At 61.2% G+C, this 22769-nt stretch carries 19 protein-coding genes; 8 read left to right on the top strand and 11 right to left on the bottom strand.

Annotated elements, in window-relative coordinates; genetic code table 11:
• The first annotated feature begins 3 nt into the window (after positions 1-3).
• From AC1RN6_RS00815 to AC1RN6_RS00795, 5 genes are read left to right on the top strand one after another with little or no spacing between them, the layout of a single operon-like run.
• Positions 4-1350 carry a CheR family methyltransferase gene (locus AC1RN6_RS00815; protein WP_493002337.1) on the top strand — a complete coding sequence of 449 codons (1347 nt, stop codon included), beginning with the start codon at positions 4-6 and terminating at the stop codon, positions 1348-1350.
• On the top strand, positions 1343-2047 hold the full coding sequence (locus AC1RN6_RS00810) for a chemotaxis protein CheW (protein WP_493002336.1): 705 nt from the start codon (positions 1343-1345) through the stop codon (positions 2045-2047). The genes AC1RN6_RS00815 and AC1RN6_RS00810 overlap by 8 nt, the downstream gene beginning before the upstream one ends.
• On the top strand, positions 2044-4389 hold the full coding sequence (locus tag AC1RN6_RS00805; RefSeq protein WP_493002335.1) for a hybrid sensor histidine kinase/response regulator: 2346 nt from the start codon (positions 2044-2046) through the stop codon (positions 4387-4389). Before AC1RN6_RS00810 ends, AC1RN6_RS00805 begins: the two co-directional genes overlap by 4 nt.
• Before the next feature lies 1 nt (position 4390).
• Positions 4391-5434, top strand: coding sequence for a chemotaxis response regulator protein-glutamate methylesterase (locus tag AC1RN6_RS00800; protein WP_493002333.1), 1044 nt, complete (start codon positions 4391-4393; stop codon positions 5432-5434).
• 14 nt (positions 5435-5448) lie between these two features.
• On the top strand, positions 5449-6483 hold the full coding sequence (locus AC1RN6_RS00795) for a diguanylate cyclase (RefSeq protein ID WP_493002331.1): 1035 nt from the start codon (positions 5449-5451) through the stop codon (positions 6481-6483).
• 82 nt (positions 6484-6565) lie between these two features.
• On the opposite strand, the gene AC1RN6_RS00790 is transcribed toward AC1RN6_RS00795, so the two are convergent.
• The 7 genes from AC1RN6_RS00790 to AC1RN6_RS00760 form a co-directional block, all read right to left on the bottom strand.
• Complete coding sequence (locus AC1RN6_RS00790; protein WP_493002329.1) at positions 6566-8215, bottom strand: fatty acid--CoA ligase; 1650 nt, start codon at positions 8213-8215, stop codon at positions 6566-6568.
• 95 nt (positions 8216-8310) lie between these two features.
• On the bottom strand, positions 8311-8568 hold the full coding sequence (locus tag AC1RN6_RS00785) for a copper-binding protein (RefSeq protein ID WP_493002327.1): 258 nt from the start codon (positions 8566-8568) through the stop codon (positions 8311-8313).
• Positions 8569-8709: 141 nt separating this feature from the next.
• On the bottom strand, positions 8710-9255 hold the full coding sequence (locus AC1RN6_RS00780; protein ID WP_493002325.1) for a cupredoxin domain-containing protein: 546 nt from the start codon (positions 9253-9255) through the stop codon (positions 8710-8712).
• 13 nt (positions 9256-9268) lie between these two features.
• Positions 9269-10651, bottom strand: coding sequence for a multicopper oxidase family protein (locus tag AC1RN6_RS00775; RefSeq protein WP_493002324.1), 1383 nt, complete (start codon positions 10649-10651; stop codon positions 9269-9271).
• Entirely contained in the window at positions 10644-12047 is a 1404-nt protein-coding gene (locus tag AC1RN6_RS00770) for a TolC family protein (protein ID WP_493002322.1), read from the bottom strand. The genes AC1RN6_RS00775 and AC1RN6_RS00770 overlap by 8 nt, the downstream gene beginning before the upstream one ends.
• A gap of 111 nt (positions 12048-12158) precedes the next feature.
• Complete coding sequence (locus tag AC1RN6_RS00765) at positions 12159-12608, bottom strand: hypothetical protein (protein ID WP_493002320.1); 450 nt, start codon at positions 12606-12608, stop codon at positions 12159-12161.
• A 35-nt stretch (positions 12609-12643) separates the two neighbouring features.
• Complete coding sequence (locus AC1RN6_RS00760) at positions 12644-13882, bottom strand: citrate synthase (RefSeq protein ID WP_493002318.1); 1239 nt, start codon at positions 13880-13882, stop codon at positions 12644-12646.
• Between the two features lie 146 nt (positions 13883-14028).
• Here AC1RN6_RS00760 and AC1RN6_RS00755 point away from each other — a divergent pair, with 146 nt between their 5' ends.
• Positions 14029-15420, top strand: coding sequence for a CoA transferase (locus tag AC1RN6_RS00755; protein WP_493002316.1), 1392 nt, complete (start codon positions 14029-14031; stop codon positions 15418-15420).
• A gap of 6 nt (positions 15421-15426) precedes the next feature.
• On the opposite strand, the gene AC1RN6_RS00750 is transcribed toward AC1RN6_RS00755, so the two are convergent.
• A complete protein-coding gene (locus AC1RN6_RS00750; protein ID WP_493002314.1) occupies positions 15427-17727 on the bottom strand; it encodes a heavy metal translocating P-type ATPase in 2301 nt (766 codons plus the stop codon).
• Between the two features lie 123 nt (positions 17728-17850).
• Between AC1RN6_RS00750 and cadR the strand changes: the two genes are divergently transcribed.
• Positions 17851-18303, top strand: coding sequence for a Cd(II)/Pb(II)-responsive transcriptional regulator (gene cadR / locus AC1RN6_RS00745; RefSeq protein WP_493002313.1), 453 nt, complete (start codon positions 17851-17853; stop codon positions 18301-18303).
• 52 nt (positions 18304-18355) lie between these two features.
• Here cadR and AC1RN6_RS00740 read toward each other — a convergent pair whose 3' ends face one another.
• The 3 genes from AC1RN6_RS00740 to AC1RN6_RS00730 all read right to left on the bottom strand — a co-directional run bounded on the left by AC1RN6_RS00740 (position 18356) and on the right by AC1RN6_RS00730 (position 22399).
• Positions 18356-19348, bottom strand: coding sequence for a Gfo/Idh/MocA family protein (locus AC1RN6_RS00740; protein ID WP_493002311.1), 993 nt, complete (start codon positions 19346-19348; stop codon positions 18356-18358).
• A 121-nt stretch (positions 19349-19469) separates the two neighbouring features.
• Positions 19470-19880, bottom strand: coding sequence for a Cu(I)-responsive transcriptional regulator (gene cueR, locus AC1RN6_RS00735; RefSeq protein WP_493003480.1), 411 nt, complete (start codon positions 19878-19880; stop codon positions 19470-19472).
• 2 nt (positions 19881-19882) lie between these two features.
• Positions 19883-22399, bottom strand: a complete 2517-nt coding sequence (locus AC1RN6_RS00730) for a heavy metal translocating P-type ATPase (RefSeq protein ID WP_493002309.1) — start codon at positions 22397-22399, stop codon at positions 19883-19885.
• A gap of 167 nt (positions 22400-22566) precedes the next feature.
• On the opposite strand from AC1RN6_RS00730, the gene AC1RN6_RS00725 reads away from it, so the two are divergent.
• Positions 22567-22764 (top strand): heavy-metal-associated domain-containing protein, encoded by a 198-nt coding sequence (locus tag AC1RN6_RS00725; protein ID WP_493002308.1) that lies wholly within the window; start codon positions 22567-22569, stop codon positions 22762-22764.
• Positions 22765-22769 lie beyond the last annotated feature (5 nt).

Genomic DNA, 22769 nt, shown 5'->3' with positions numbered 1-22769 from the left:
CAGATGAATAACGTGAGTCACAACAATCACGGTCTCGGCAATGGCGCCGCCAATGCCCAGGTGATCGAGCAGATCGCCGCCATGCTCAAGCAGCATATGGGGCTGGATGTCGCCGCCGTCGGCAGCTCGCTGATCGAGCGCGGCGTCCGTGAGCGCATGAGCCAGCTCGCGCAAAACGATATCTACGGCTATTTGCACACCTTGCAGTCGGGTGTCGGCGAATTGCAGGAACTGATCGAACTGGTGGTCGTGCCTGAGACCTGGTTCTTCCGCGACCGCGAAGCAATCCTGACCGTGGCCCGTCTGGCCCGTGAAAAGATCGTGCGCTCGCCAAGCGCCGGCGTGCGGATACTGAGTCTGCCATGTTCGACCGGCGAGGAGCCGTATTCCATCGCCATGGCGCTGCTTGATGCCGGCGTGCCGGCGGGACAGTTCCGTGTCGATGGCATCGACATTTGCAAGCGTTCGCTATCGATCGCGCAGCGCGGCATCTATGGCCGCAATTCCTTCCGCGGCAAGCAACTCGAATACCGCGACCGGCATTTCACCGGTTACGACAACACGGCATCGGCCTTGTCGGAAGAAGTACGTCGCCAGGTTGGTTTGCGCCATGGAAATATGCTGGCCGCCGATTTTCTGGCGAACGAAGCGCCTTACGATTTCATCTTTTGCCGTAACGTGCTGATCTATTTTGACCGCGACGTGCAGGCGCAGGCCGTCAAGGTACTGGAGCGTTTGCTCGACCAGGACGGTTGCATTTTTGTCGGCCCTGCCGAAGCGGGCATCATGTTGCGCCCGCATATCGAATCGATCGGCATTCCGCTGACTTTCGGCTTCCGCCGCAAATCCGTGACGGCGGCGAAAGCGGAGGCACCTGTCTTGCCACCGTTTGCCAAACCGGCCGCGCCCGCCTGGATGCCGACATCGGCACAGGTGCCTGCTCCGGTTCGGGAGCGCAGCAAGGTGTTCGCATCATTGCCGGTCACGCGGCCTGCCATCGAGAAAGTTTCCGTTCCTGCGCAAGACTTGCTCGTTCGTGCGCGCGCCTGCGCTGACCGTGGCGAGCTGGCGGAAGCGCAAGACCTGTGCGAGCAGCACCTGCGCGCCGCAGGTCCATCCGCTGATGCTTATTATTTGCAAGGCTTGATCAACGATGCGCGCCAGGATACGGCGACCGCGTTACAGCTATACCGCAAGGCCATCTATCTGCAGCCGGATCACCGCGATGCCTTGCTGCATTTGTCCGGTTTACTGGCGGCGCAGGGCGATGCCGCAGGTGCGCAGCGTTTGCAGCAGCGTGCCGAGCGCGCGCAACTGACGCAGGACAATGAGGAGCAGCCGCATGTCTGACGTTTTGCAAGCAACGCCGGCACTGGACGTGGTGGTTGACGACTGCTGGAATCGCATCGGCGTGCGCGGCGACAACAGCTGCCCGAAGCTCAAAGAATATTTCCGCTGCCTGAATTGCCCGACCTTTGCCGCCGCTGCTTCGGCTTTGCTGGATCGGCCGGTATCTGCGGCCGGTACCCGTACGCCAGGCGATACGAAATTGCAGGAGGCCGCCGGCAAGGATGCGCTCAGGCGCGGCCGCGGTGACGCCACGGCATCGATGCTGGTGTTTCGCGTCGGCGAAGAGTGGCTGGGCTTGCCGACCACGACGATCGTCGAAGTGATTGAGGCGCGCGCGATTCATTCGCTGCCGCATCAAGCCAATCCTGCGGTGCTGGGACTGACCAATATTCGCGGTGCGCTGAAGATCTGCGTGTCGCTGGGGCGGATGCTGGGCATCGGTGCCGTTGGCGCAGCCGATATGCATGCCGGGCAGCGTCTGCTGGTGGTGGCGCATGAGGAGCAGATCCTGGCGTTTCCCGTCAATGAAGTATCGGGGGTGCATGCCTACGCGGCTGACGCGGCACAGTTGCCGCCGTCCACCGTGGCGCAGACCGGTTCCGCCTACACTCAGGCCGTCATCGGCTGGCGCAACAAAAAAGTCGGCCTGCTCGATTGCGGTCTGCTGTTCTATGCCTTGAATCGGAGTCTGACATGAGTTCGACCGATATCCGGCAGATGACCATGCTGGAATTATTCCGGCATGAAGTGGAAAGCCAGGTTCAGGTGCTTAACGCCGGCTTGCTGGAGCTGGAGCGCGGCAGTGATCACGCTGGCCACAGCGACCGCGAGGCTTTGCTCGAACCGTTGGAGGCGTGCATGCGTGCAGCGCATTCGCTCAAAGGCGCGGCGCGCATCATCAGTCTCAACGCCGGCGTCAATGTTGCGCACGTGATGGAAGACTGCTTCGTGCTGGCGCAGCAGGACAAATTGCGTTTGCGGCGCCGGCAGATCGATGCATTGTTCAAGGGCGTCGATTTGCTGACGCGCATCGCCAATGCGCCAGGCGATGATGAAACCTGGGGCGAGCATGCCGGCAAGGTTGAGATCGATACCTTCATGCTGGCGCTGAGCACCGCGATGGCAGACGATAGCGACGACGGCATCGCACCTGCGGCCGTGCCGGCCGATGCAACGACCGCTGATGCCGTGCCTGTGGCGGCAGCCTTAACAGCCACCGCAACGGCAGCACCGTCGATACATGTGGACAGCCGCGAGCAACGCGAACTGCGCGATGCTGTTTCACCCAATGGCGTGCGTTCGGTGCGCGTCAGCGCCGACAATCTTGATCGTCTGCTCAGCCTGAGCGGCGAGTCACTGGTCGAATCGCGCCGCCTGAAGTCGTTTGCCGCCTCGATGCTGCGCCTTAAGCGCATGCAGCGCGACGCCGCACAAGCCCTCGATCTGTTGCAGCAAAAAATGACCGGTAGCGACGAAGCCACGCACGTTGCGCTGGCGGAAGTGCGGACGCTGATGGTGCAATCCCAGCACATGGTCGGCGATCAGTTGGCCGAGCTGGAAATGTTCGACCGCCATTCCGTCAACCTGTCGCAGCGTCTGTATGAAGAAGCGCTGGCTTGCCGTATGCGCCCGTTTGCCGACGGCACCGGCGTCGGCTCGGGCAACTATGCGCGGATGGTGCGCGACGTCGGACATTCGCTCGGCAAATCGGTACGGCTGGAAATCGTCGGCAACGCGACACAGATCGATCGCGACATCCTGGAAAAACTCGATGCGCCCATCGGCCATCTGTTGCGTAATGCCGTAGACCACGGCGTCGAATCGCCGCAGCAGCGCGCGCTGGCCGGCAAGCCTGAACAAGGCAAGGTCACGCTGGAGGCACGTCATAGCGCCGGCATGTTGCAGGTGAATGTGGCGGACGACGGCGCCGGCATCGATTTTGATCGTCTCAAGCAAATCATCGTCAGCCGCAAGCTCTCGACCGAAGAGATCGTAGCGCGTCTGAGCGAGTCGGAGCTGCTCGATTTCCTGCTGTTGCCGGGTTTCAGTCTGCGCGACACGGTGACCGATATTTCGGGCCGCGGAGTCGGTCTCGACGTGGTGGCCGATATGCTCAAGCAAGTGCGCGGCACCGTACGCATCACCAGTACGGCCGGGCAGGGCACGCGCTTCCAGTTACAGTTGCCGCTGACCCTGTCGGTAATCCGCAGCCTGCTGGTCAGCATTGACAACGAACCCTATGCTTTTCCGCTGGCCTACGTCAATCGTACGCTGGAGTTGCAGCGCGATCAGCTGGATGTGCTCGAAGGCTATCAGCACTTTCATTTCGAAGGCCGCCAGATCGGCCTCGTCAGCGCACACCAGATTTTGCAAAAAGGCGAGTTGCGCGCCAGGGGCGAGTCGGTCATGGTAGTGGTCATCGGCGATAACGAAAACACCTATGGCCTGGCAGTTGACCGTTTCCTCGGCGAACGCATGCTGGTGGTGCAAGCCCTCGATTCACGCCTCGGCAAGATTCCCAACGTGCAAGCCGGCGCCCTGATGGAAGACGGCGCGCCGGTGCTGATTCTGGATGTGGCGGATATGTTGCGCTCGGTGGAGAAGCTCAGCGTCTCCGGTCAATTGGAAAACGTGCAGCATGCCACCAGTGAAGATGCCGGGGCGGCGCGCAAGAAAGTATTGATCGTGGACGATTCGCTGACCGTGCGTGAACTGGAGCGCAAGCTGCTGGCCAATCGCGGCTATCAGGTCACTGTGGCGGTCGACGGCATGGACGGCTGGAATGCCGTGCGTACTGAGCAGTTCGATCTGGTCATCACCGACATCGACATGCCGCGCATGGATGGCATCGAACTGGTGACGCTGATCCGGCAGGCGCCGCATCTGCGCACTTTGCCGGTCATGATCGTGTCTTACAAGGATAGAGAAGAGGATCGCCAGCGCGGCCTGGAAGCCGGCGCGGATCATTATTTCACCAAGAGCAGTTTCCACGACGAGACCCTGTTGCAGGCCGTAGTGGATTTGATCGGAGCCGCCTGACGTGAAGATCGCAATCGTCAACGACGTGCCCATGGTGGTCGAAATTTTGCGGCGGGTGCTGGCCGAGTGGCCGGAACATCAGTTGCTGTGGGTGGCGCAAGATGGCGCCCAGGCGGTGGAATTGTGCGCCTGGCGACTGCCGGATCTGGTCCTGATGGACATCGTCATGCCGCATGTCGATGGCGTTGAAGCCACGCGTCGGATCATGCAAAAGACGCCTTGTCCGATTCTGATCGTGACGGCGGATATCGGCGCCTGCGCCGATCAGGTGTATCAGGCGCTTGGTTACGGTGCACTGGATGCGGTCGATACGCCGGCCTTGTCAGGCAGCGATTTGCGCCAGGGCTCGGCGGTATTGATGGAAAAGATCGCGCGTATCGGCCGCATGGAACACAAGCCCGCCGCAGCAAAGCTGACGCCGCAGCGAGAGCGGAGTGCCGCCAGGCCGTCCGCACTGGCCGGCGTATCCGCGCCTGCCGGCGTATCCGACAAGTTGGTGGCCATCGGTGCATCGGCAGGCGGGCCGGGTGCATTGGCATCGATACTGCGCGAACTGCCGAAGGATTTTTCGGCTGCGGTGGTGATCGTCCAGCATATCGACCCCGGTTTTGCCGGCGGCATGGCGGCATGGCTGCAGCAACAAACCGGCTTGAAGGTGCGCGTGGCGCAAGAGGGCGACCGGCCGCAATGCGGGACCGTGATCATGGCCGGCACGAATCAACACCTGCTGTTCAAGAATCGCGACACGCTCGGCTACATGCCGGAGTCGCCGGAGGATGTCTACCATCCTTCGATTGATGTGTTTTTCCAGAGCCTGGTCCGGCAGTGGCGCGGCCAGGCTGTGGGGGTATTGCTGACCGGCATGGGGCGCGATGGCGCCATCGGTCTCAAAGCCATCCGCGATGCGGGGTATCACACCATCGCGCAAGACCGACAAAGCAGTTCCGTCTACGGCATGCCGAAGGCGGCTGCGGCGCTGGATGCCGCCACCGAAATCTTGCCTCTCGGCGATATCGCCAAGGCATTGGTCAGTCAATTTACGTAATAAGGAACGACAACATGGAGTCACCGACTCTTACCAATAGCGACGATAGCGAGCTGGGCATACAGCTACCGCCGGCGGACTACAAGATCATGGTGTTGCTGGTCGATGACCAGGCGATGGTTGGCGAAGCAATTCGCCGTGCTTTGCTGAGTGAATCCGACATCGATTTTCACTATTGCCCGCGCGCTGAAGATGCCGTACGCGTCGCCGAGAAAACCCAGCCCACCGTGATTCTGCAGGATCTGGTCATGCCCGGCGTCGACGGTCTGACACTGGTCAAGCAATACCGCACCAATCCGCTGACGATGGACATTCCCATCATCGTGTTGTCCAGCAAGGAAGACGCACTGATCAAGCGCGATGCGTTTGCCACCGGCGTCAACGACTACATGGTCAAGCTGCCGGACAGCATCGAACTGATTGCGCGCATCCGCTACCATTCGCGTTCGTACAACAATCAACTGCAGCGCGATGCCGCTTACCGTGCATTGCGCGAGAGCCAGCAGCAATTGCAGAAGACCAATTTCGAGTTGCAGCGTCTCACCAATACCGATGGTCTGACCAGCATCGCCAACCGCCGCTATTTCGACGATTATCTCAATGCCGAGTGGAAGCGCGCCAAGCGCGTGCAGCAAGAGATTTCGCTGCTGCTGATCGACGTCGACAACTTCAAGCTGTACAACGATAACTACGGCCACGTCGCCGGCGATCAGGTGCTAAAAAATGTGGCACGCGCGATGGAGGCAAGTGCAGTGCGTTCCTCCGATCTGAGCGCGCGTTTTGGCGGCGAGGAATTTACCGTGATCTTGCCGAGTACGGATGAAGCCGGCGCGATTGCTGCCGGAGAAAAGTTGCGCGAGATGGTTGAAGCGCTGCATATCGGTCACGCACATTCCACCACCGGCGAATGGCTGACCGTCAGTGTCGGCGTTGCGACGATGATTCCGAAAGATGAACAGACTCAGAGCGATCTGATCCGCCTGGCCGACAAGCGTTTGTACAAGGCTAAACAGCAAGGCAAGAACCGCGTGATCGCAAAAGACGACTGAACGAGCACAACCCGGCAGGTCAGCTCATGCTGAACGCTTGCGTCGATTCCGGAAATGAAAATCCGGAATCGACGCATTTTTTTTAGCCGGGATATTGTTCGCGCATTACACGCTTGTTGAGCTTGCCGACGCTGGTGCGCGCCAACTCGCTGACAAACTCGATGCGATCCGGCACGCCGTATTTTGAGATCACGCCATCTTCGGCTGCGGCCAGCACCAGCTTGCGGATGTCGTCGACGCTGACGTCAGCGGCCCGGCCCGCTTTGAGCACCACCAGCGCCACCGGGCGTTCGCCCCATTTGGCGTCCTTGATGCCGATGACCGCCGTTTCCGCCACTGCCGGATGGCGCGCGATGATCTCTTCGATTTCCAGCGACGACACCCATTCGCCGCCGGTCTTGATCACATCCTTGATGCGATCGGTCACCTGCAGATAGCCGCGCTGGTCGATGTTGCCGATGTCCTGCGTATGCAGCCAGCCGTCTTCCCACAAATCTTTCGACGCCTCCGGATTGTGCAGATAGCCTTGCGTCAGCCAGGGTGCGCGCACCACGACTTCGCCGGTGCTCTTGCCGTCGTGCGGGCAGTCGTTCATGTCGCCGTCGACCGTGCGCAAGGCCACCAGCGGCAGCGGGCGGCCGGTCTTCACGCGCGTGGCGACGTCCTGTTCCGTACCCAGCTCTGCTGTCGGTACGTGCGCCAGCGACAGGATGGGGCAGGTCTCCGACATGCCGTAGCCGGTGAACACATCGATGCCGCGCTCGCGTGCCGTCTGCGCCAGTGTGCTGGTCATGGCGGAGCCGCCGATGATCATTTTCCATTTCGACAGATCGACCTCTTTGGCGGCGGGCGCGCTCAGCACCATGTGCAGGATGGTCGGTACGCAATGCGAAAAGGTGACTTTTTCGGTATCGATCAGCTTGAGGATGGTGTCGGGGACGTAGCGGCCGGGATAGACCTGCTTGAGTCCGGCCATGGTCGCGACGTAGGGCAAGCCCCACGCGTGCACATGGAACATCGGCGTCAGCGGCATGTAGACGTCGTCGCGATGCAGGCGGCCCTGTTGCGGCGCCAGTGCAAGTCCTGCGGTCACGGCCAGGGTGTGCAGCACCAGCTGGCGATGGCTGAAGTAGACACCCTTGGGCATGCCGGTGGTGCCGGTGGTATAGAAGGTGGTGGCGCGAGCATTCTCGTTGAAGTCGGGGAAGTCGCACCTGGGCGAAGCCTGCGCCAGCAAGTCCTCGTACTCGCCGGCAAAGCCGGGGCCCCGCGGCGCCGGTGTGCCGTCATCGGTAATCAGCACGCAACGCGTGAGCGTAGTCAGTTCGCCGCGGATCTGTTTGAGCACCGGCATGAAGTCGGAATTGACCAGCAGCACGTCGGCCTGCGCATGGTTCAGCGTGTAGGCAATCTGTTCCGGCGACAGGCGCACGTTGACGGTTTGCAGCACGTAGCCAAGCATCGGGATCGCAAAGAAACATTCCAGATAGCGGTGGCTGTCCCAGTCCATCACCGCGACGGTATTGCCGGGTTGCAGACCCAGTTCGCGCAGCATGTTGCCCAGACGCTGGATGCGTTCGTACAGATCGGTATAAGTGTGGCGGCGCTGGTTGGCGATGCCGTAGACGATTTCCTGATCGGGCGCGGTCGCCAGCGAAGAGTGGAGCAGTTGCTTGATCAGCAGCGGGTAGCCGTAAGCCTCGGGTGTGGTGTCGATGATGTGGGCGTTCATGGGGTCTCCTGTCTTTGTTGTAGGGGACGGCGACGTGGTCTGTCGCCATCCTCATGTTCATCAACCGATGATAGCCCGGTTTGCTGTCGCGAGTCTTACTTCTGTGGAGCAAGCTCGATACTGGTGACGGTCAGCACGCCATTGATTTTCTCTGCGGTGAAAAGGACCTGATCGCCGGCCTTGACCTTGCCGAGCATGTCGGGCGATGCAGCACGAAACACCATGGTCATGCCCGGCATCTCCAGATTGGGGATCTCGCCGTGGCGAATGGTGATCTTGCCGGTGTCGGTATCGACCTTGCGGATTTCACCGTTGACTTTGGGGATGACGTCGCTCTGTGTTACGACGGACATTGCATGGTGCATCGTGTCTGGCTTCATCTCCTGCGCGGCTGCGGGCAGAGCCGCCGCCCCCACTGAAAATACAGCGGCAAGCAACACAGTACTGAAGAAAACGGTGTTCATATTTTTTCCTTTTTTGATGGTGAATCGGTATCAGTGTTTGTGCGCGCCATCGGTGGCGGCGGCAGTCACGACGGTGACGCTGCCTTTCATGCCGGCGTCGTAGTGACCCGGCTGCAGGCAGGCGAAATTGACAGTGCCGGCTTGTGTGAACTGCCAGATCAGTTCGCCGTTTTTGCCCGGCGCCAGGCTGATCTGGTTGTCGTCGGCGTGTTCCATTTCGGGATTTTTCAGCATGGCGGCGTAGTGTGCCTTCAATTGCGCTTCGGTGCCGAAGACCATTTCATGTTTGATCTTGCCGCTGTTACTGACGACAAACCGAATCGTATCGCCGGCTTTCACTTGCAGTTTTTCCGGCGTGAAGCGCATGTTGTCGCTCATGTCGACCTTGACGGTACGCGTGACTTTGCCTGCGATGCCGGGCTGGCCGACTGTGTCGTCGGCATGTTCTGCATAATGATGCGACCCTGGATGCGACCCCGGATGCGACATGGCCTCCCTGGTTTGTGCGCCGGCACTCCATGAGGCTGCGGTCAGCAAGGCGGCGATGAGGAGGTTTTGTGTGTACATTTTCTTCATGATTTTTCCTTGATCAGTGTTGATGATTGCGTCGGATCACGTTGACGGCGTTGCCGTCCGTGCTGAGTTTCTTGTCGGGCGCGGAAGCCGCCGGCTGCCCCGCGCCGCGCCATTCGTAAGCTACCGTGCCGGGCGGCGCCTTATACCAACCCGGGTCGCGGTAATCGTTGCGTCCCAGGTTCTTGCGTACCTTGACGACGCTGAACATGCCGCCCATCTCCAGCGAGCCGTACGGGCCGCTGCCACCCATCATCGGCAGCGTGTTGTCGGGCAGCGGCATTTCCATCTCGCCCATGGAGCCGCCTTTATCACCCATCACCATGTAGTCCGGAATGAGCCGGTTGATCTTCTTCGCCAGATCGCGCTGGTCGACGCCGATCATGGTCGGCACGTTGTGGCCCATGGCGTTCATGGTGTGATGCGCCTTGTGGCAATGCAGCGCCCAGTCGCCTTCTTCGGTGGCGTCGAATTCGATGGCGCGCATCTGGCCAACGGCAATGTCGGCGCTGACTTCGGGCCAGCGCGAAGCAGGCGGCGTCCAGCCGCCGTCGGTGCCGGTGACCACGAATTCATGGCCGTGCAGATGGATGGGATGATTGGTCATCGTCAGGTTGCCGACGCGGATGCGCACGCGGTCGTTTTGTCGCACCGGCAGCGGATCGATGCCGGGGAAGGCGCGGCTGTTCCAGGTCCACAGATTGAAGTCGAGCATGGTATTGACCTTGGGCGTGGCGGCGCCGGGCTCGATGTCGTAGGCATTGAGCAGGAAAACGAAATCGCGATCCACACGCATGAAGCTCGGATCCTTGGGATGGGTGATCCAGAAGCCCATCATGCCCATCGCCATCTGCACCATTTCATCCGCGTGCGGGTGGTACATGAAGGTGCCGGCGCGGCGCGCAGTGAATTCGTAGACGAAGGTTTTTCCGGGCGGGATGCCCGGCTGCGTCAGGCCGGTGACGCCGTCCATGCCGTTGGGCAGGCGCTGGCCGTGCCAGTGCACGGAAGTGTGTTCGGGCAGTTTGTTGGTGACAAAGATGCGCACGCGGTCGCCTTCGACAACTTCAATCGTCGGGCCCGGACTCTGGCCGTTGTAGCCCCACAGATTGGCTTTCATGCCAGGTGCGATTTCGCGCACCACCGGTTCGGCGACGAGGTGGAATTCCTTGACGCCGTTATTCATGCGCCAGGGCAGCGACCAGCCGTTGAGCGTGACGACAGGATGGTAGGGACGGCCATCGGGCGGCGTCAGCGGTGCTTGCGTGCCGGCGCTGTTTTGCGTGGCCGCTTCCGGCAGGGAGGCGGCGCCGATGCGCGTGACCGCAGTGGCGCTGACGGCCAGCGCCGAGCCTTGCAGGAATGCGCGCCGGCTTAGTGTGTTGGTGGAGTCAGTCATGGATTTTTCCTTCAGTCTTGTTCGGTGCCGATGTCGTCACGCTCGACGCCGGCCCGCCCAGCGCCAGTTGCAAGTCGCTGTCGGCGACCCAGTAATCGCGTGCGGCGTCGATGGCGGCGTTGACGGCATTGGCTTGTTCGCGTGCATCGGCCAGCAGTTCAAACACGCTCGCCAGCATGCCGTTGTAGCGCAGCAGGTATTCGTCGGAAATGCGTTTGCGCAGCGGCACCACTTCGTCCTGATATTGGCGCGCCAGCAGGTAGGCGTGCTGTTGCACGGCATAGGCGCTGCGTACTTCCGATTGTGCTTGTACGGCAGTGGCGGCGAGACGATGCACGGCCTGCATGTAGATTGCCTCTGCCTTGGCGACGCGCGCGCCGCCCCAGTCGAACAGAGGAATCTCGATGCTGGCCTGATAGCCGATCTCGGCAGGCTTGCCGCTTTCCGCATTGCGCACATAACCAAGATCGAGCACGTTGATGAAGCGCGTGGCTTTGGTCAGGCCGAGCGAGCCTTGCAGCGCGGCGACTTCCAGCTTTGCCGATTGCACGTCGAGCCGCTGTTCCATCGCAACTTGTTCGCTGTCGTCGAGCGTGACGGCGCTCTTCGGCAGTTCTGGCAGACGTGACGGTAACTGCAAGGAACCGTCCTGCTTGCGCAGACCGAGCAGGCGGATGAGATTTTCCTGCTCCTGCACTGCCTGCGTTCGAGTCCGTGTCAGCTGCGCAGAAGTCTCCAGATAAAACGCTTGCTCGCGCGCCGCATCGAGTTGCGAGAAATTGCCTTGCTTCGCCATGCGGGACGCCAGTTCGTGTGCGACTTCTGCGGCCTGGCGAACCTGCTCCTGATAGCGCACGCTCTGCGTTGCTGCGATGCTCTGGTAGTAGGCCTTACGCGTCATCGCTGCTGTTCGCAGCATGGCGTCGGCCAGCTTCAGTCTGGTCTGCTCGAAGCGGCGCGCTTCGATGCGTGATGCCGCCGGCATGGTCAACAAGCTCATCACCGACAGCGTCAGGCTGCGGTCGATCTTGATGTCGTCGCCGGTGTGCGTACGGCCGAAGTTGAAACCGGGATTGGGCAGTCGTCCGGCCTGCACCAGATCAGCTTCGGCAATGCCGAGCTCACTGTAGGACGCTTGCAGTTCGCGATTGTTGAGCAAGGCGATCTGCACGGCGTCGCCGACGCTGAGCGGTTTGGCCAGCATGGCGCGCACGCGTTGCGCAACGCTGTCGGCATCCTGCTCGGAACGACTCCAGCCGGTTTGTTTGTTGAGCCGCTGTTGTGCGACTTGGTTGACGGCGTCAAAGCCGCCGTCGTCGCTGAAGCTCGCACAGCCGCTCAGCACAATGGCGAGCAGCGGCGGCGCGAGTTTCCGCAAAGGGGAAAGTGCATTCATGTAAGCCTCGTGCAAACGAAATGTTCACCGGCGGGAGTTAAATGCCGGAACGGTTGCAGGAAGCTGCAAGCCGGGCGACACCAACTCGCCAGACTCAGGCAGCTTCAGTGATTACACGGACAGTGAAGGGGGACGTTCGGGATTTTCCGGCGTATAGCCGACGAAGCCATGTTGAACCATGGCGACATGGATGTCTGCCGCGACGGGCAGGTTGATGAGTTTGTCCAGCGCCAGCGGCAGGATGGCGCCGATGGTGCAGACGCTGCAGGAACTGCACGAAGCAGCGGAGGCTTTGTGCTGATGCGGCATGGCGTGACCGGTGGCGGAGCCGGTGTCGGCTTGCGCACTCATGCTGGTGTCTTGCATGGCGTGCATGGTGTGCATCGCATGCATGTCATGAGCAGCGTCGTGATCCATTGAGGCTGAGGGTACCGCGACCTCATAAATTGCCGGAGTCAGTTGCGAAGGCGCGCAACCCATCTGTACCGCGGCAGCGAATCCCTGAACGGGAATCGCAAAGGCCAGCAGCCAGAGCAGGAGGATTTTTACGCGCGAAGTCATGGGCCGTAGTGTAGCACTGCCTGGAAATGGACTCGTTATTTTACGAGCTTTGTTGCGAGATTCGTTACTGGATTCATGAGGGATGAAAGCGGGCGCGGCCCGGTGTAAGCCGCGCGCGGCCGGATCAGTTCACCGGTGGCGCGTTGCTCCAGCGCTTGCGCGATCCAGCCCATGCCGCGTCCCAGTGCGAACAGACCGAAAGCTGCACCGACCGGCAGTTGCAGATGGCGCCGTACGGCGACCAATGCAAAATCGACTGAGGGATGATGGCCGATCAGGGCATGAGCCGCCTTGATCATTTTCTGCCATTGAGGATGCTGCGGAAGGATCTTTTCCAGCAAGGCAATCGCCCGCGCATCGCCATCTGGATACAGGTGATGGCCGAACCCCGGCAGGTCTTCACCGCGTGTCAGACGCTGCTGCATTTTGCCGGCAACATTCTTGCCGGCTTGAATATCGATCTCATCAAACATCGCTTCAACGCGGGCGGTCGTGCCGCCGTGCTTGCCGCCGGTGAGCGCCGCCAGTCCGGCAATCACCGCAGCGCGCAGGCTGGTGCCGGTGGAGGCCACGCAGCGCGCCGTGAAGCTCGACGCATTGAGCTCATGATCGGCGCACAGCACCAGCGCCATGCGCACCAGCGCGGCACCGTGGGCATCGAGCTTCCATGCTTTGGCGCACTGCTCGTGAATCGGCATCGCGCTTGGTCGCGTGCCAAGCAGGCTGGCGGCGAGCAGACGCATGAGTACGCCGCAGCCTTCGGCTACGCGCTCCGGCGAGATTTGCCAGGCGGCGGTGGCGGCATCGTCGCTGGCGATGGTGAACAGGGGGAGCAGAGCATCCTCGGCGCGACGTTCGCTGAAGTGTTTGAGCATGCCGGCATAGGCAGCATGGACAGGCACATTGCCGGCAGCGAAGGCCTGTGCCGCACTGCAATTCCACAGCAGGGCGGCGACGTCTTCCACGCTGTGCGTCGCGGCGAGAGCGATGGCGTCGTGGCCGCGATAGTAGAGCCGTCCGTCTTCGATCAGCGTGATGCCGGATTCCAGCACCGGCAGGCCCCAGCTGAGCGTGGCCTTGGCGACTTCCTTCGGTTTGCGTCCACGTGTGCGTTGGGTGGCAAGACGCTTGACTTCTTCCTCCAGGTAACGGCTTTCGCGCACCTTGCCGTCGGTTTGTGCGGTCAGTAGGCCACGGCTGACGTAGGCGTACAAGGTCTGGCGCGACACGCCGAGCGCGGCGGCGGCTTCGGCGGAACTCAGGTAAGTAGGCATGGCGTCGAATGAGAAGAGCGTGTTGGTGCGTGAACTTGACGGGCTATATTGCGCATTATGTTGATTATATTAATCAATATTGACAATTAAAACGAGCGGAATATGCTTCAGTCATCTTCACTTATCTTCATGACGCGAGGTCCGGTATGTCCACTTTGTCTGCTGTTTCAGAAGCAAGCGCGCGCGGCTTTTTGCGTGAAATCTGGCTGGCCGCCCAAGGCGGGCACGACTCTCTCGAACAAGTACAACTAACCGGTAGCGGCAGCTTGCCGTCCATCTTTGCTGTCACCGATCTGGCGGTGGGGGCGATAGGCGCAGCCGGCCTGGCCGTTGCCGAGCTGACGCATGCCGCCGGCAACGCTGTCGCCGAGGTGCAGGCAGATCGCCGGCTGGCTTCGTTCTGGTTCGGCACTTCAATACGGCCGCAGGGTTGGGAAGCGCCGGCCTTGTGGGATGCCGTCGCCGGCGACTACCAGGCGGCGGACGGCTGGATACGTTTGCATACCAACGCTCCGCATCATCGCGCGGCAGCGTTGACGGTGCTGGGCGCAAGAGTTGATCGTGCTGAAGTGGCTGCTGCCGTCGCGGGCTGGTCAGCGGAAGAGCTGGAGATCGCCCTGGTCGCTCAGGGTGGTTGCGCAGCGGTCATGCGCACGACGGATCAGTGGCGGGTTCACCCGCAAGGGGCGGCGGTCAGCAGCGAACCATTGCTGCATATTGTTGACGGACCGGCGGCCGCGAAGCCCGGCTGGCCCGTCGCCAGACAACGTCCTCTGCAAGGCATCCGCGTGCTGGATCTGACGCGCGTACTGGCGGGGCCGACGGCGACGCGGTTCATGGCGGGCTTCGGCGCTGACGTGCTGCGCATTGATCCGGCCAGTTGGGATGAACCCGGCTTGATACCGGACATGGTGCCGGGCAAGCGTTGCGCGCGGCTCGATCTGCGCACGTCGCTGGGGCAAGAGATTTTCACGCAATTGCTGGCGCAAGCCGACGTGCTGGTGCATGGCTATCGTTCTGATGCATTGGCCGGCATGGGTTTTGATGCAGAAAACCGTCGCCGCATCAATCCCGCGCTGGTGGATGTGAGTCTCGATGCCTACGGCTGGAGCGGGCCGTGGAAGACGCGCCGCGGTTTCGACAGTCTGGTGCAGATGAGCAGCGGTATTGCCGAAGCGGGCATGCGCCAGCTCGGACGCGACAAGCCGACGCCGCTGCCGGTACAGGCGCTTGATCACGCGACCGGCTATCTGATGGCGACGGCAGCGATACGTGGATTGACCCAAAGACTGAAGACCGGCAAGGGCATGGAAGTGCGCACTTCGCTGGCGCGCATGGCGCAATTGCTGGTGACGGGATCGGGGCAGCAGGTCGACGCCATGCTTGTGCCGGAAAACAAGGACGATCTGGCGCCAGCGATTGAGAAGACATTCTGGGGGCCGGCGCAACGTGTGCGTGGTGCAGTGACAGTCGGAGGCGCAACGATGTCGTGGGATCGGCCGGCTGCGCCGCTGGGTTCGGCGCAACCGGCGTGGTAGGAAGAGTTAAAGCGAACGCACCAGCCGCAGGCCGTTGAAGACGACGATCAGGCTCGCACCCATGTCGGCAAACACCGCCATCCACAGCGAGCTTTCGCCGGTCAGCGCCAGCACCAGAAAAACCGCCTTGATGCCGAGCGCAATCGCAATGTTTTGCATCAGCACGCTATGGGTCTTTTTGCTCAGACGGATGAAGTCGGGGATCTTGCGCAAGTCGTCATCCATCAGTGCGACGTCAGCGGTCTCCAGTGCGGTGTCGGTGCCGGCCGCGCCCATGGCGAAACCGATCTGCGCGCGCGCCAGCGCCGGGGCGTCGTTGATGCCGTCGCCGACCATGCCGACGTAGGCGTGTTTGGCGATCATGTTGCCGATGGCGTTGAGCTTGTCTTCCGGAAGTTGATCGCCACGCGCATCGTCGAGCTGTACAACATCGGCGATGGCGCGTGCGGTGTGCGCGTTGTCGCCGGTCAGCATGGTGACGCTGACGCCGAGTTTCTTCAATTGAGCGATGGCGTCGCGGCTGCTGTCGCGCACCGTGTCGGCGACTGCCAGCAACAGCTGCGCCTTGCCTTCGCGGCACAGGATGGTGGTGGTCTTGCCTTGCTTTTCGAGCGCCAACAAACGTTCTTCCAACGCCGGGCTGCACATGCCGAGCTCATGCACCATACGATGATTGCCGAGATAAAAAGCGGCGCCGCCGATGTTGCCTTGCACGCCTCGGCCGGTCAGGGCTTCAAAGTCGCTGACGTCTTCTGCGATTGCATCGGCCTGTTGCGATTTCCAGCGCATTTTCCAGTATGCGGCAATCGCCGCCGACACCGGATGGTCGGAACGCAGGGCGAGACTGGCGGCATGCGTGAGCAGACTCGCCTCATCGCCCTCAGACGAGGACAAGACCTGCACGTCAGTGACCACCGGCTTGCCATGCGTGATGGTGCCGGTTTTGTCGAGCGCCAGCGCCTTGAGCAGCCGGCCTTGTTCCAGATACACGCCGCCCTTGATCAGGATGCCGTGGCGTGCCGCCGCAGCCAGTCCGCTGACAATGGTCACCGGCGTGGAAATCACCAGCGCACAAGGGCAGGCGATGACCAGCAACACCAGCGCCTTGTATAGCCACGGATAGAAGGGCGCGCTGAACAGCAGCGGCGGCAACACCGCCACCAGCACGGCCACCGCCACCACCGCAGGGATGTAATAGCGCGCAAACTGATCGACGAAGCGCTGCGTCGGCGCGCGCTGTCCCTGCGCCTGCTGCACGCTCTTGACGATGCGCGACAGCGTCGATTCGCTTTGCACGGCGGTGACGCGATAGTCGAAGGATGTATTGCCGTTGATGGTGCCGGCAAACACCTGGTCGCCGGGCTGCTTGGCGACCGGCATGCTTTCGCCCGTGATCGGCGCCTGATTGATGGCAGGCTGGCCGTCGGTGACGACGCCGTCGAGCGGGATGCGTTCGCCCGGTTTGACGCGCACTGCGGTGTTCAATACCACTTGTTTGGCGGCGACGCTGATCCAGTCGCCATCCTGCAACACCGTGGCCTGGTCCGGCGACATGGCCATCAAGCCGGCTATGGCATTGCGCGCGCGGTCCAGCGACAGCGACTCGATCATCTCTGCCAGGGTGAACAGCACGATGACCACTGCAGCCTCCGGCCATTGGCCGATGATGGCCGCGCCGATAACGGCAAGCGACATCAGGAAGTTCATGTTCAGCGAGAGATGGCGCAGCGCGATCCAGCCTTTCTTCAGCGTGTCGATGCCGCCGATGGCGATCGCAAACAGCGCCAGCGCAATGACGACGAGCGAGCGGTCGTTACCGGTATTCCAGGCGACGACTTCGGCAGCGAGTGCGGCCACGGCGGCGACGCCGACCATCAGCCATTTGCGTCCGGGAATGGCGTAAGAGGCGCTGTGATCGTCACCGCCTGAGCCGGCGGTGGCATCAAGCGTGTCGCTCTTGACCTTGGGCAGCATGTCGAGCGCAGCGAGCGTGGTCACGATGGGCTCGACCGAGGACAGGCGATGCTGTACCGTCAGTTCGCGCTGGATCAGGTTGAACTGCATCGCGGCGATGCCATCCATGTTGGACAGGCGTTCGCGGATCAGCTTTTCTTCGGTCGGGCAATCCATCTTCTGGATGAAGAAGACAGCTTCTTCGGCATCTTTCAGGCCGGTCGGTTTGATGTTGTCGATGGTGGAGATTGCGTCGTGGTGATGCGCGTGATCGTGCCCATGAGCGTGGTTGTGCTCATGATTGTGCTTATTGCTGTGATTATGTCCGTGATCGTGATGACTGCAATTCGACATGCGTGCTCCTGATAAGCAGAATATGGGGGCTTCCTGTATATTAAAAACCCTGAACCAGCTACAAGGTCAAGCCTTTAATGACCCTGCTTGCGGGGCGGTTATGCAAATACAGAGGAGTGGGGAATGGACAGCTTGAAGATAGGCGAACTGGCGGCACGCACCGATTGTCCGGTGGAAACCATCCGCTATTACGAGCGCGAGGCTTTGTTGCCGGAACCGACGCGTTCTCAGGGCAATTACCGTCTGTATGGCGACAGCCACGTCGAGCGCCTGCAATTTATCCGCCACTGCCGTTCGCTCGACATGACGCTCGACGAAGTGCGCAGCCTGTTGCAGTTTCGCGATGCGCCGGAAGACAACTGTGGCGAGGTCAATGCCTTGCTTGACAAGCATATCGGCCACGTCGCTCAACGCATCAGTGAGCTCAGGAAATTGCAAACGCAATTGAAAGGCTTGCGCGCGCAATGCGACAGCGCGCAGGCGGTCAAGGATTGCGGCATTCTGCAGGGGCTGGCCAACATGAGCGACGACAGCAAACCGGTGAATTTGGGCAGCCATGGCAGCGGCTGTCACTAACCCTATATGAAAAGCGTCCGAAGCATCTGGCTGCTTCGGACACCAGAAACACTCAGGCAAGATTACCGAGGATGCTGTCCATGGCCCAGCTCGTATGCGCCGCCGAGCGTCCGGTCGACGGATGTTTGCCGGTGCCGCGCAAATGTTCGTGCATCTTGCGCACGTGATGGAGCTGAATGTTTTCCGGATGGGCGATGTCCAGTTGCTGTGTGCCGCCGGCATTGGTCAATGTCAAAGGCACATCACCAAAAATTGAGAAAACGATCTTGCCTTCGCTGCCGGTGATCTCGACGTGATCAACGCGCTCAAAGCTGCCGAAATTCCAACTGCCGCTGCCGGTTACGCCGGAGGCGTGCAACCAGCTTGCGCTCACCGCATCCTTTGCTGAATACAGTCCTTGTTGGTTGGCGCTGCTGCCGGAAGCTTCCAGCATGTCGCCGAAATAATGCGAAAACAGATTCAATCCATGACTCGCCAGATCGTCGAAGTAGCCGCCCGGTGCAATCTTGGCGTCGGTGCGCCAGTTATCGGCGCGGCCGAGATCGGTCAGCGAAGGCGTGCGGCTGAACTGCCAGCTGACATGCCGCGCCGTGCCTATCTTGCCTTCGTTGATCCAGCTCTTGATCTGCGCAAAGCGCGGCAGCGAACGCCGGTAGTAGGCGACAAACAGCGGCAGGTCGCGTTCTTCAAAAGCGGCGCAAATGCTCAGGCACTCGTCGTAGCTCGGGGCCATCGGTTTTTCGATGCAGCAGGGCTTGTTCGCCGCGGCCACCTTGAGTGCGTAGTACAGGTGTGTATCGGGCGGCGTGGCGATGTAGACGGCGTCGATGTCGGGATCGGCGATCAGGGCGTCGGCGTCGCTGTAGTGTTTCGCGACGCCATGGCGCTGCGCGTAGTCGGCCGCTTTGTCGGCATCGCGGCGCATGACGGCGTGCAGCGCGAAGCCTGGCGTCTTTTGATAAGCCGGGCCGCTCTTGCGTTCGGTGACGTCGCCGCAGCCGATGATGCCCCAGCGGATGGTATCGGGAAGATCGGTTTTTATCATGATGATCGACTCTTGTTTTGTGACCGTTCTTGATTGCGCCGGTTGACGCGGTATGACATCAGGCTTTTACATCAGGCCTTCATCAGACTATTGCTTTGCAGTATTGCATCACCGCATTACATCACGTCGCGTGCGCGCTGGGAAGCTCTGCGCCGAGTGCGTCGAGTATCGGGCAGTCCGGGCGGTTGTCGCCGTGACAATCATGCGCAAGATGCTGCAGTGTCGATTTCATCGCCTGCAGTTCTCGGATCTTGGCATCCAGCTCGGCGATATGCTCGTTGGCCAATTGCTTGACCTTGCGGCTCGGACGCGACTGATCGAGCCATAGCCCCATCAGGTCGGCGATCTGTTTCATGGAAAACCCGAGTACGCGCCCTTGCCGGATAAAGCGCAGCAGATGCACGTCGCGCTCGCTGTAGATGCGGTAGCCGGCGTCGGTGCGCGCTGCCTTGGGCACCAGGCCGATCTCTTCGTAATGGCGGATCATCTTGGCCGAGACGCCGGATGCTTGTGCGGCGTCGCCGATATTCATGCTCATGCGCGTTCCCCTTTGTGACTTCCTTTGTGGTCTTGCTTCCCATCTTGCGGTTGCCAGCGTTTCAGCAACAGAGCATTGCTGACCACACTCACGCTCGATATCGCCATCGCTGCGCCGGCGATCATCGGATTCAACAAACCGAAGGCCGCCAGCGGAATGCCGACGATGTTGTAGATGAAGGCCCAGAACAGGTTCTGGCGGATCTTGTTATAGGTGCGCCGCGAGATGTCGATGGCATCGGCCACCAGCGCCGGATCGCCACGCATGAGCGTGATGCCGGCCGCCTGCATGGCGACGTCGGTGCCGGTGGACATGGCAATGCCGACATCGGCCGCCGCCAGCGCCGGCGCGTCGTTGATGCCGTCGCCGACCATGGCGATGCACTGGCGCTGCTGGCCGTCTTTGTCAGCTTTATCGGCTTTGCGCAGGTCCATGATCGCCTGCGCCTTGTCGGCCGGCAGAACATTGGCGCGGAAGTCGTCGAGTCCCAGTTCCTGCGCCACGTGCGCCGCCGCGCCCTGATTGTCGCCGCTCAGCATGACGGTGCGGATGTGCAGCTGATGCAGGCGTTCAATGGCTTGTCGCGCATTGCTCTTGATAGTGTCGCCAAAAGCGAGGAGACCCAGCAGCGTTACGCCATTGTGTGCGTCGGGATCTGCGTCGGCTTGGGCCAGCCACGAGATGGTGCGGCCTTGCTGTTCCAATTCTTTGGCCTGCATGTTGAGTGCCGTCTGACTATCCGGTGCTGCACCGAGTTCCTGCATCCAGCGCGCGCTGCCGAGATAAGTCAGGCGACCATCGATCAGCGCTTGTGTGCCGCGTCCGGGCACAGCCTTGCTGTCGTTGGCCTCGGTCAAGGCGACGCCTTTGTTGCGAGCGGCATCCATGACGGCATGTGCAAGCGGATGTTCGCTGTGGCGTTGCAGGGCTGCCGCGATACCTAGCAGCTTGTCCTCATCACGGTCGACGGCGTACAGCGCAGCCAGCACCGGCTTGCCTTCGGTCAGCGTGCCGGTCTTGTCGAAAGCAACGGTGCTGATGCGGTGGGCGATTTCCAGTGCTTCCGCATCCTTGATCAGAATGCCGTAGCGCGCCGCCACCCCGGTGCCGGCCATGATCGCCGTCGGTGTCGCCAGGCCGAGCGCACAAGGGCAGGCGATCACGAGTACCGCGACGGCGTTGAGCAATGCCTGTTCCCAGTCGCCGCCGACGATGCCCCAGCCGATCTGCGTCAGCAGCGCCAGCACCAGCACCACGGGCACGAACACGGCGCTGACCTGATCGACCAGGCGTTGTATAGGGGCCTTGGCGGCTTGCGCGTGTTCGACCATGCGGATGATGCGCGCCAGCACGGTCTCGGCGCCGATGGCGGTGGTCTCGATCAGCAACAATCCGTCGCCGTTGATGGCGCCGGCAGTGACTTTGTCGCCGGGTTGCTTTTCCATGGGCAGACTTTCGCCGGTGAGCATGGACTCGTCCAGATGGCTGAGACCTTCCCGCACGACGCCGTCAACTGCAACGCGTTCACCGGGACGCACGACGACCAGGTCGCCGATGCGGATGGACGACAGCGCAACCTCGGTGTCGACCCTGTCGCGCCGCACAGTCGCCTTGTCGGGACGCAGCGCATTGAGTGCGCGGATGGCGTCGGCGGTCTGGCGCTTGGCGCGCGTTTCCAGCCATTTGCCGAGCAGCACCAGCGTGATGACCGCAGCTGATGCTTCGAAGTAAAAGTGAGGTACAGCGTGGCCGCCATGCATGCTCATCGATTGATTGAGCAGCTGATACAGCGACAAGCCATAAGCGGCGCTGGTGCCGAGCGCTACCAGCAAATCCATATTGCCGGTGTGCGCCTTGACCGCGCGCCAGCCGGCACGATAGAAGCGTGCGCCCAGCCAGAATTGCACCGGCGTCGCCAGCAGCAGTTGCCAGATGCCGGGCAATTGCCACTCGATGCCGAAAGGCATCAACAGCATCGGTAGCATCAAAGGGGCGGTCAATGCCGCGGCAACCGCGACCGGCCACCACGCCGGCAAAGCAGGGCGCGCCGATTCCGTCTGTGCAATGGCCGGCAGTGTGGCGGTGTAGCCGGCGCGTTCGACGGCGGCGATCAAGATATCTGTGGATACTGCGCTGGTAGTGGTCAGCGTCGCCTTTTCGCTGGCGAGATTGACGGAGACCTCGCTGACGCCGGGAATTTTATGGAGTGCCTTTTCGACGCGGCCGACGCAAGAGGCGCAGCTCATACCGGCGATGTCGAGCGTGATTTCTTCTTGTTTGACGTCGTAGCCGGCCTTGTGGACGGCTGCGATCAACTGGTCGGCATGTACGCCGGACTCGGCTTGCACGGTAGCAAGCTCGGTGGCCAGGTTGACGCTGACGTCGCGCACCGAGGGGACTGCGCGCAGGGCTTTTTCGACACGGCCGACGCAGGAGGCGCAGGTCATGCCTTCGACGGCGAGGGTCAGTTCTTGCAGACGAGATGAAACGATGGAAGTGGCGATATTGGACATGATGCTCTCATTGACGGTTTGATCATGGATTCAGCATGATCCTTCCCATCATGGTAAGGTCAAGGCCTATTTTGACACGATTGTTGAAAATGTGCGCTTGACCTTGCCCGTATGGGAAGGTTTAAGCTGGCTTCATCAATTCTCATCAACTGAAAAAGGAAAGCATCATGCTGACATTCAACGTCCAGGATATGACCTGCAACCACTGTGCAAGCGCCATTACCCGCGCCGTGAAGGAAGTGGACGCCAACGCCAGGGTTGACGTTCAGGTAGCCGAAAAGCGCGTCAATATCGACAGCGGCATGGAGGCTGCGGAATTTGCGGAAGCCATCAAGGAAGCCGGCTATACGCCGGTCGCAGCTTAATGCGC

This window comes from Herbaspirillum sp. GW822-FHT03A08 (assembly GCF_058801885.1).
The sequence above is the reverse complement of the archived record's forward strand: the minus strand, read 5'-3'. Positions and strand labels throughout refer to the sequence as shown.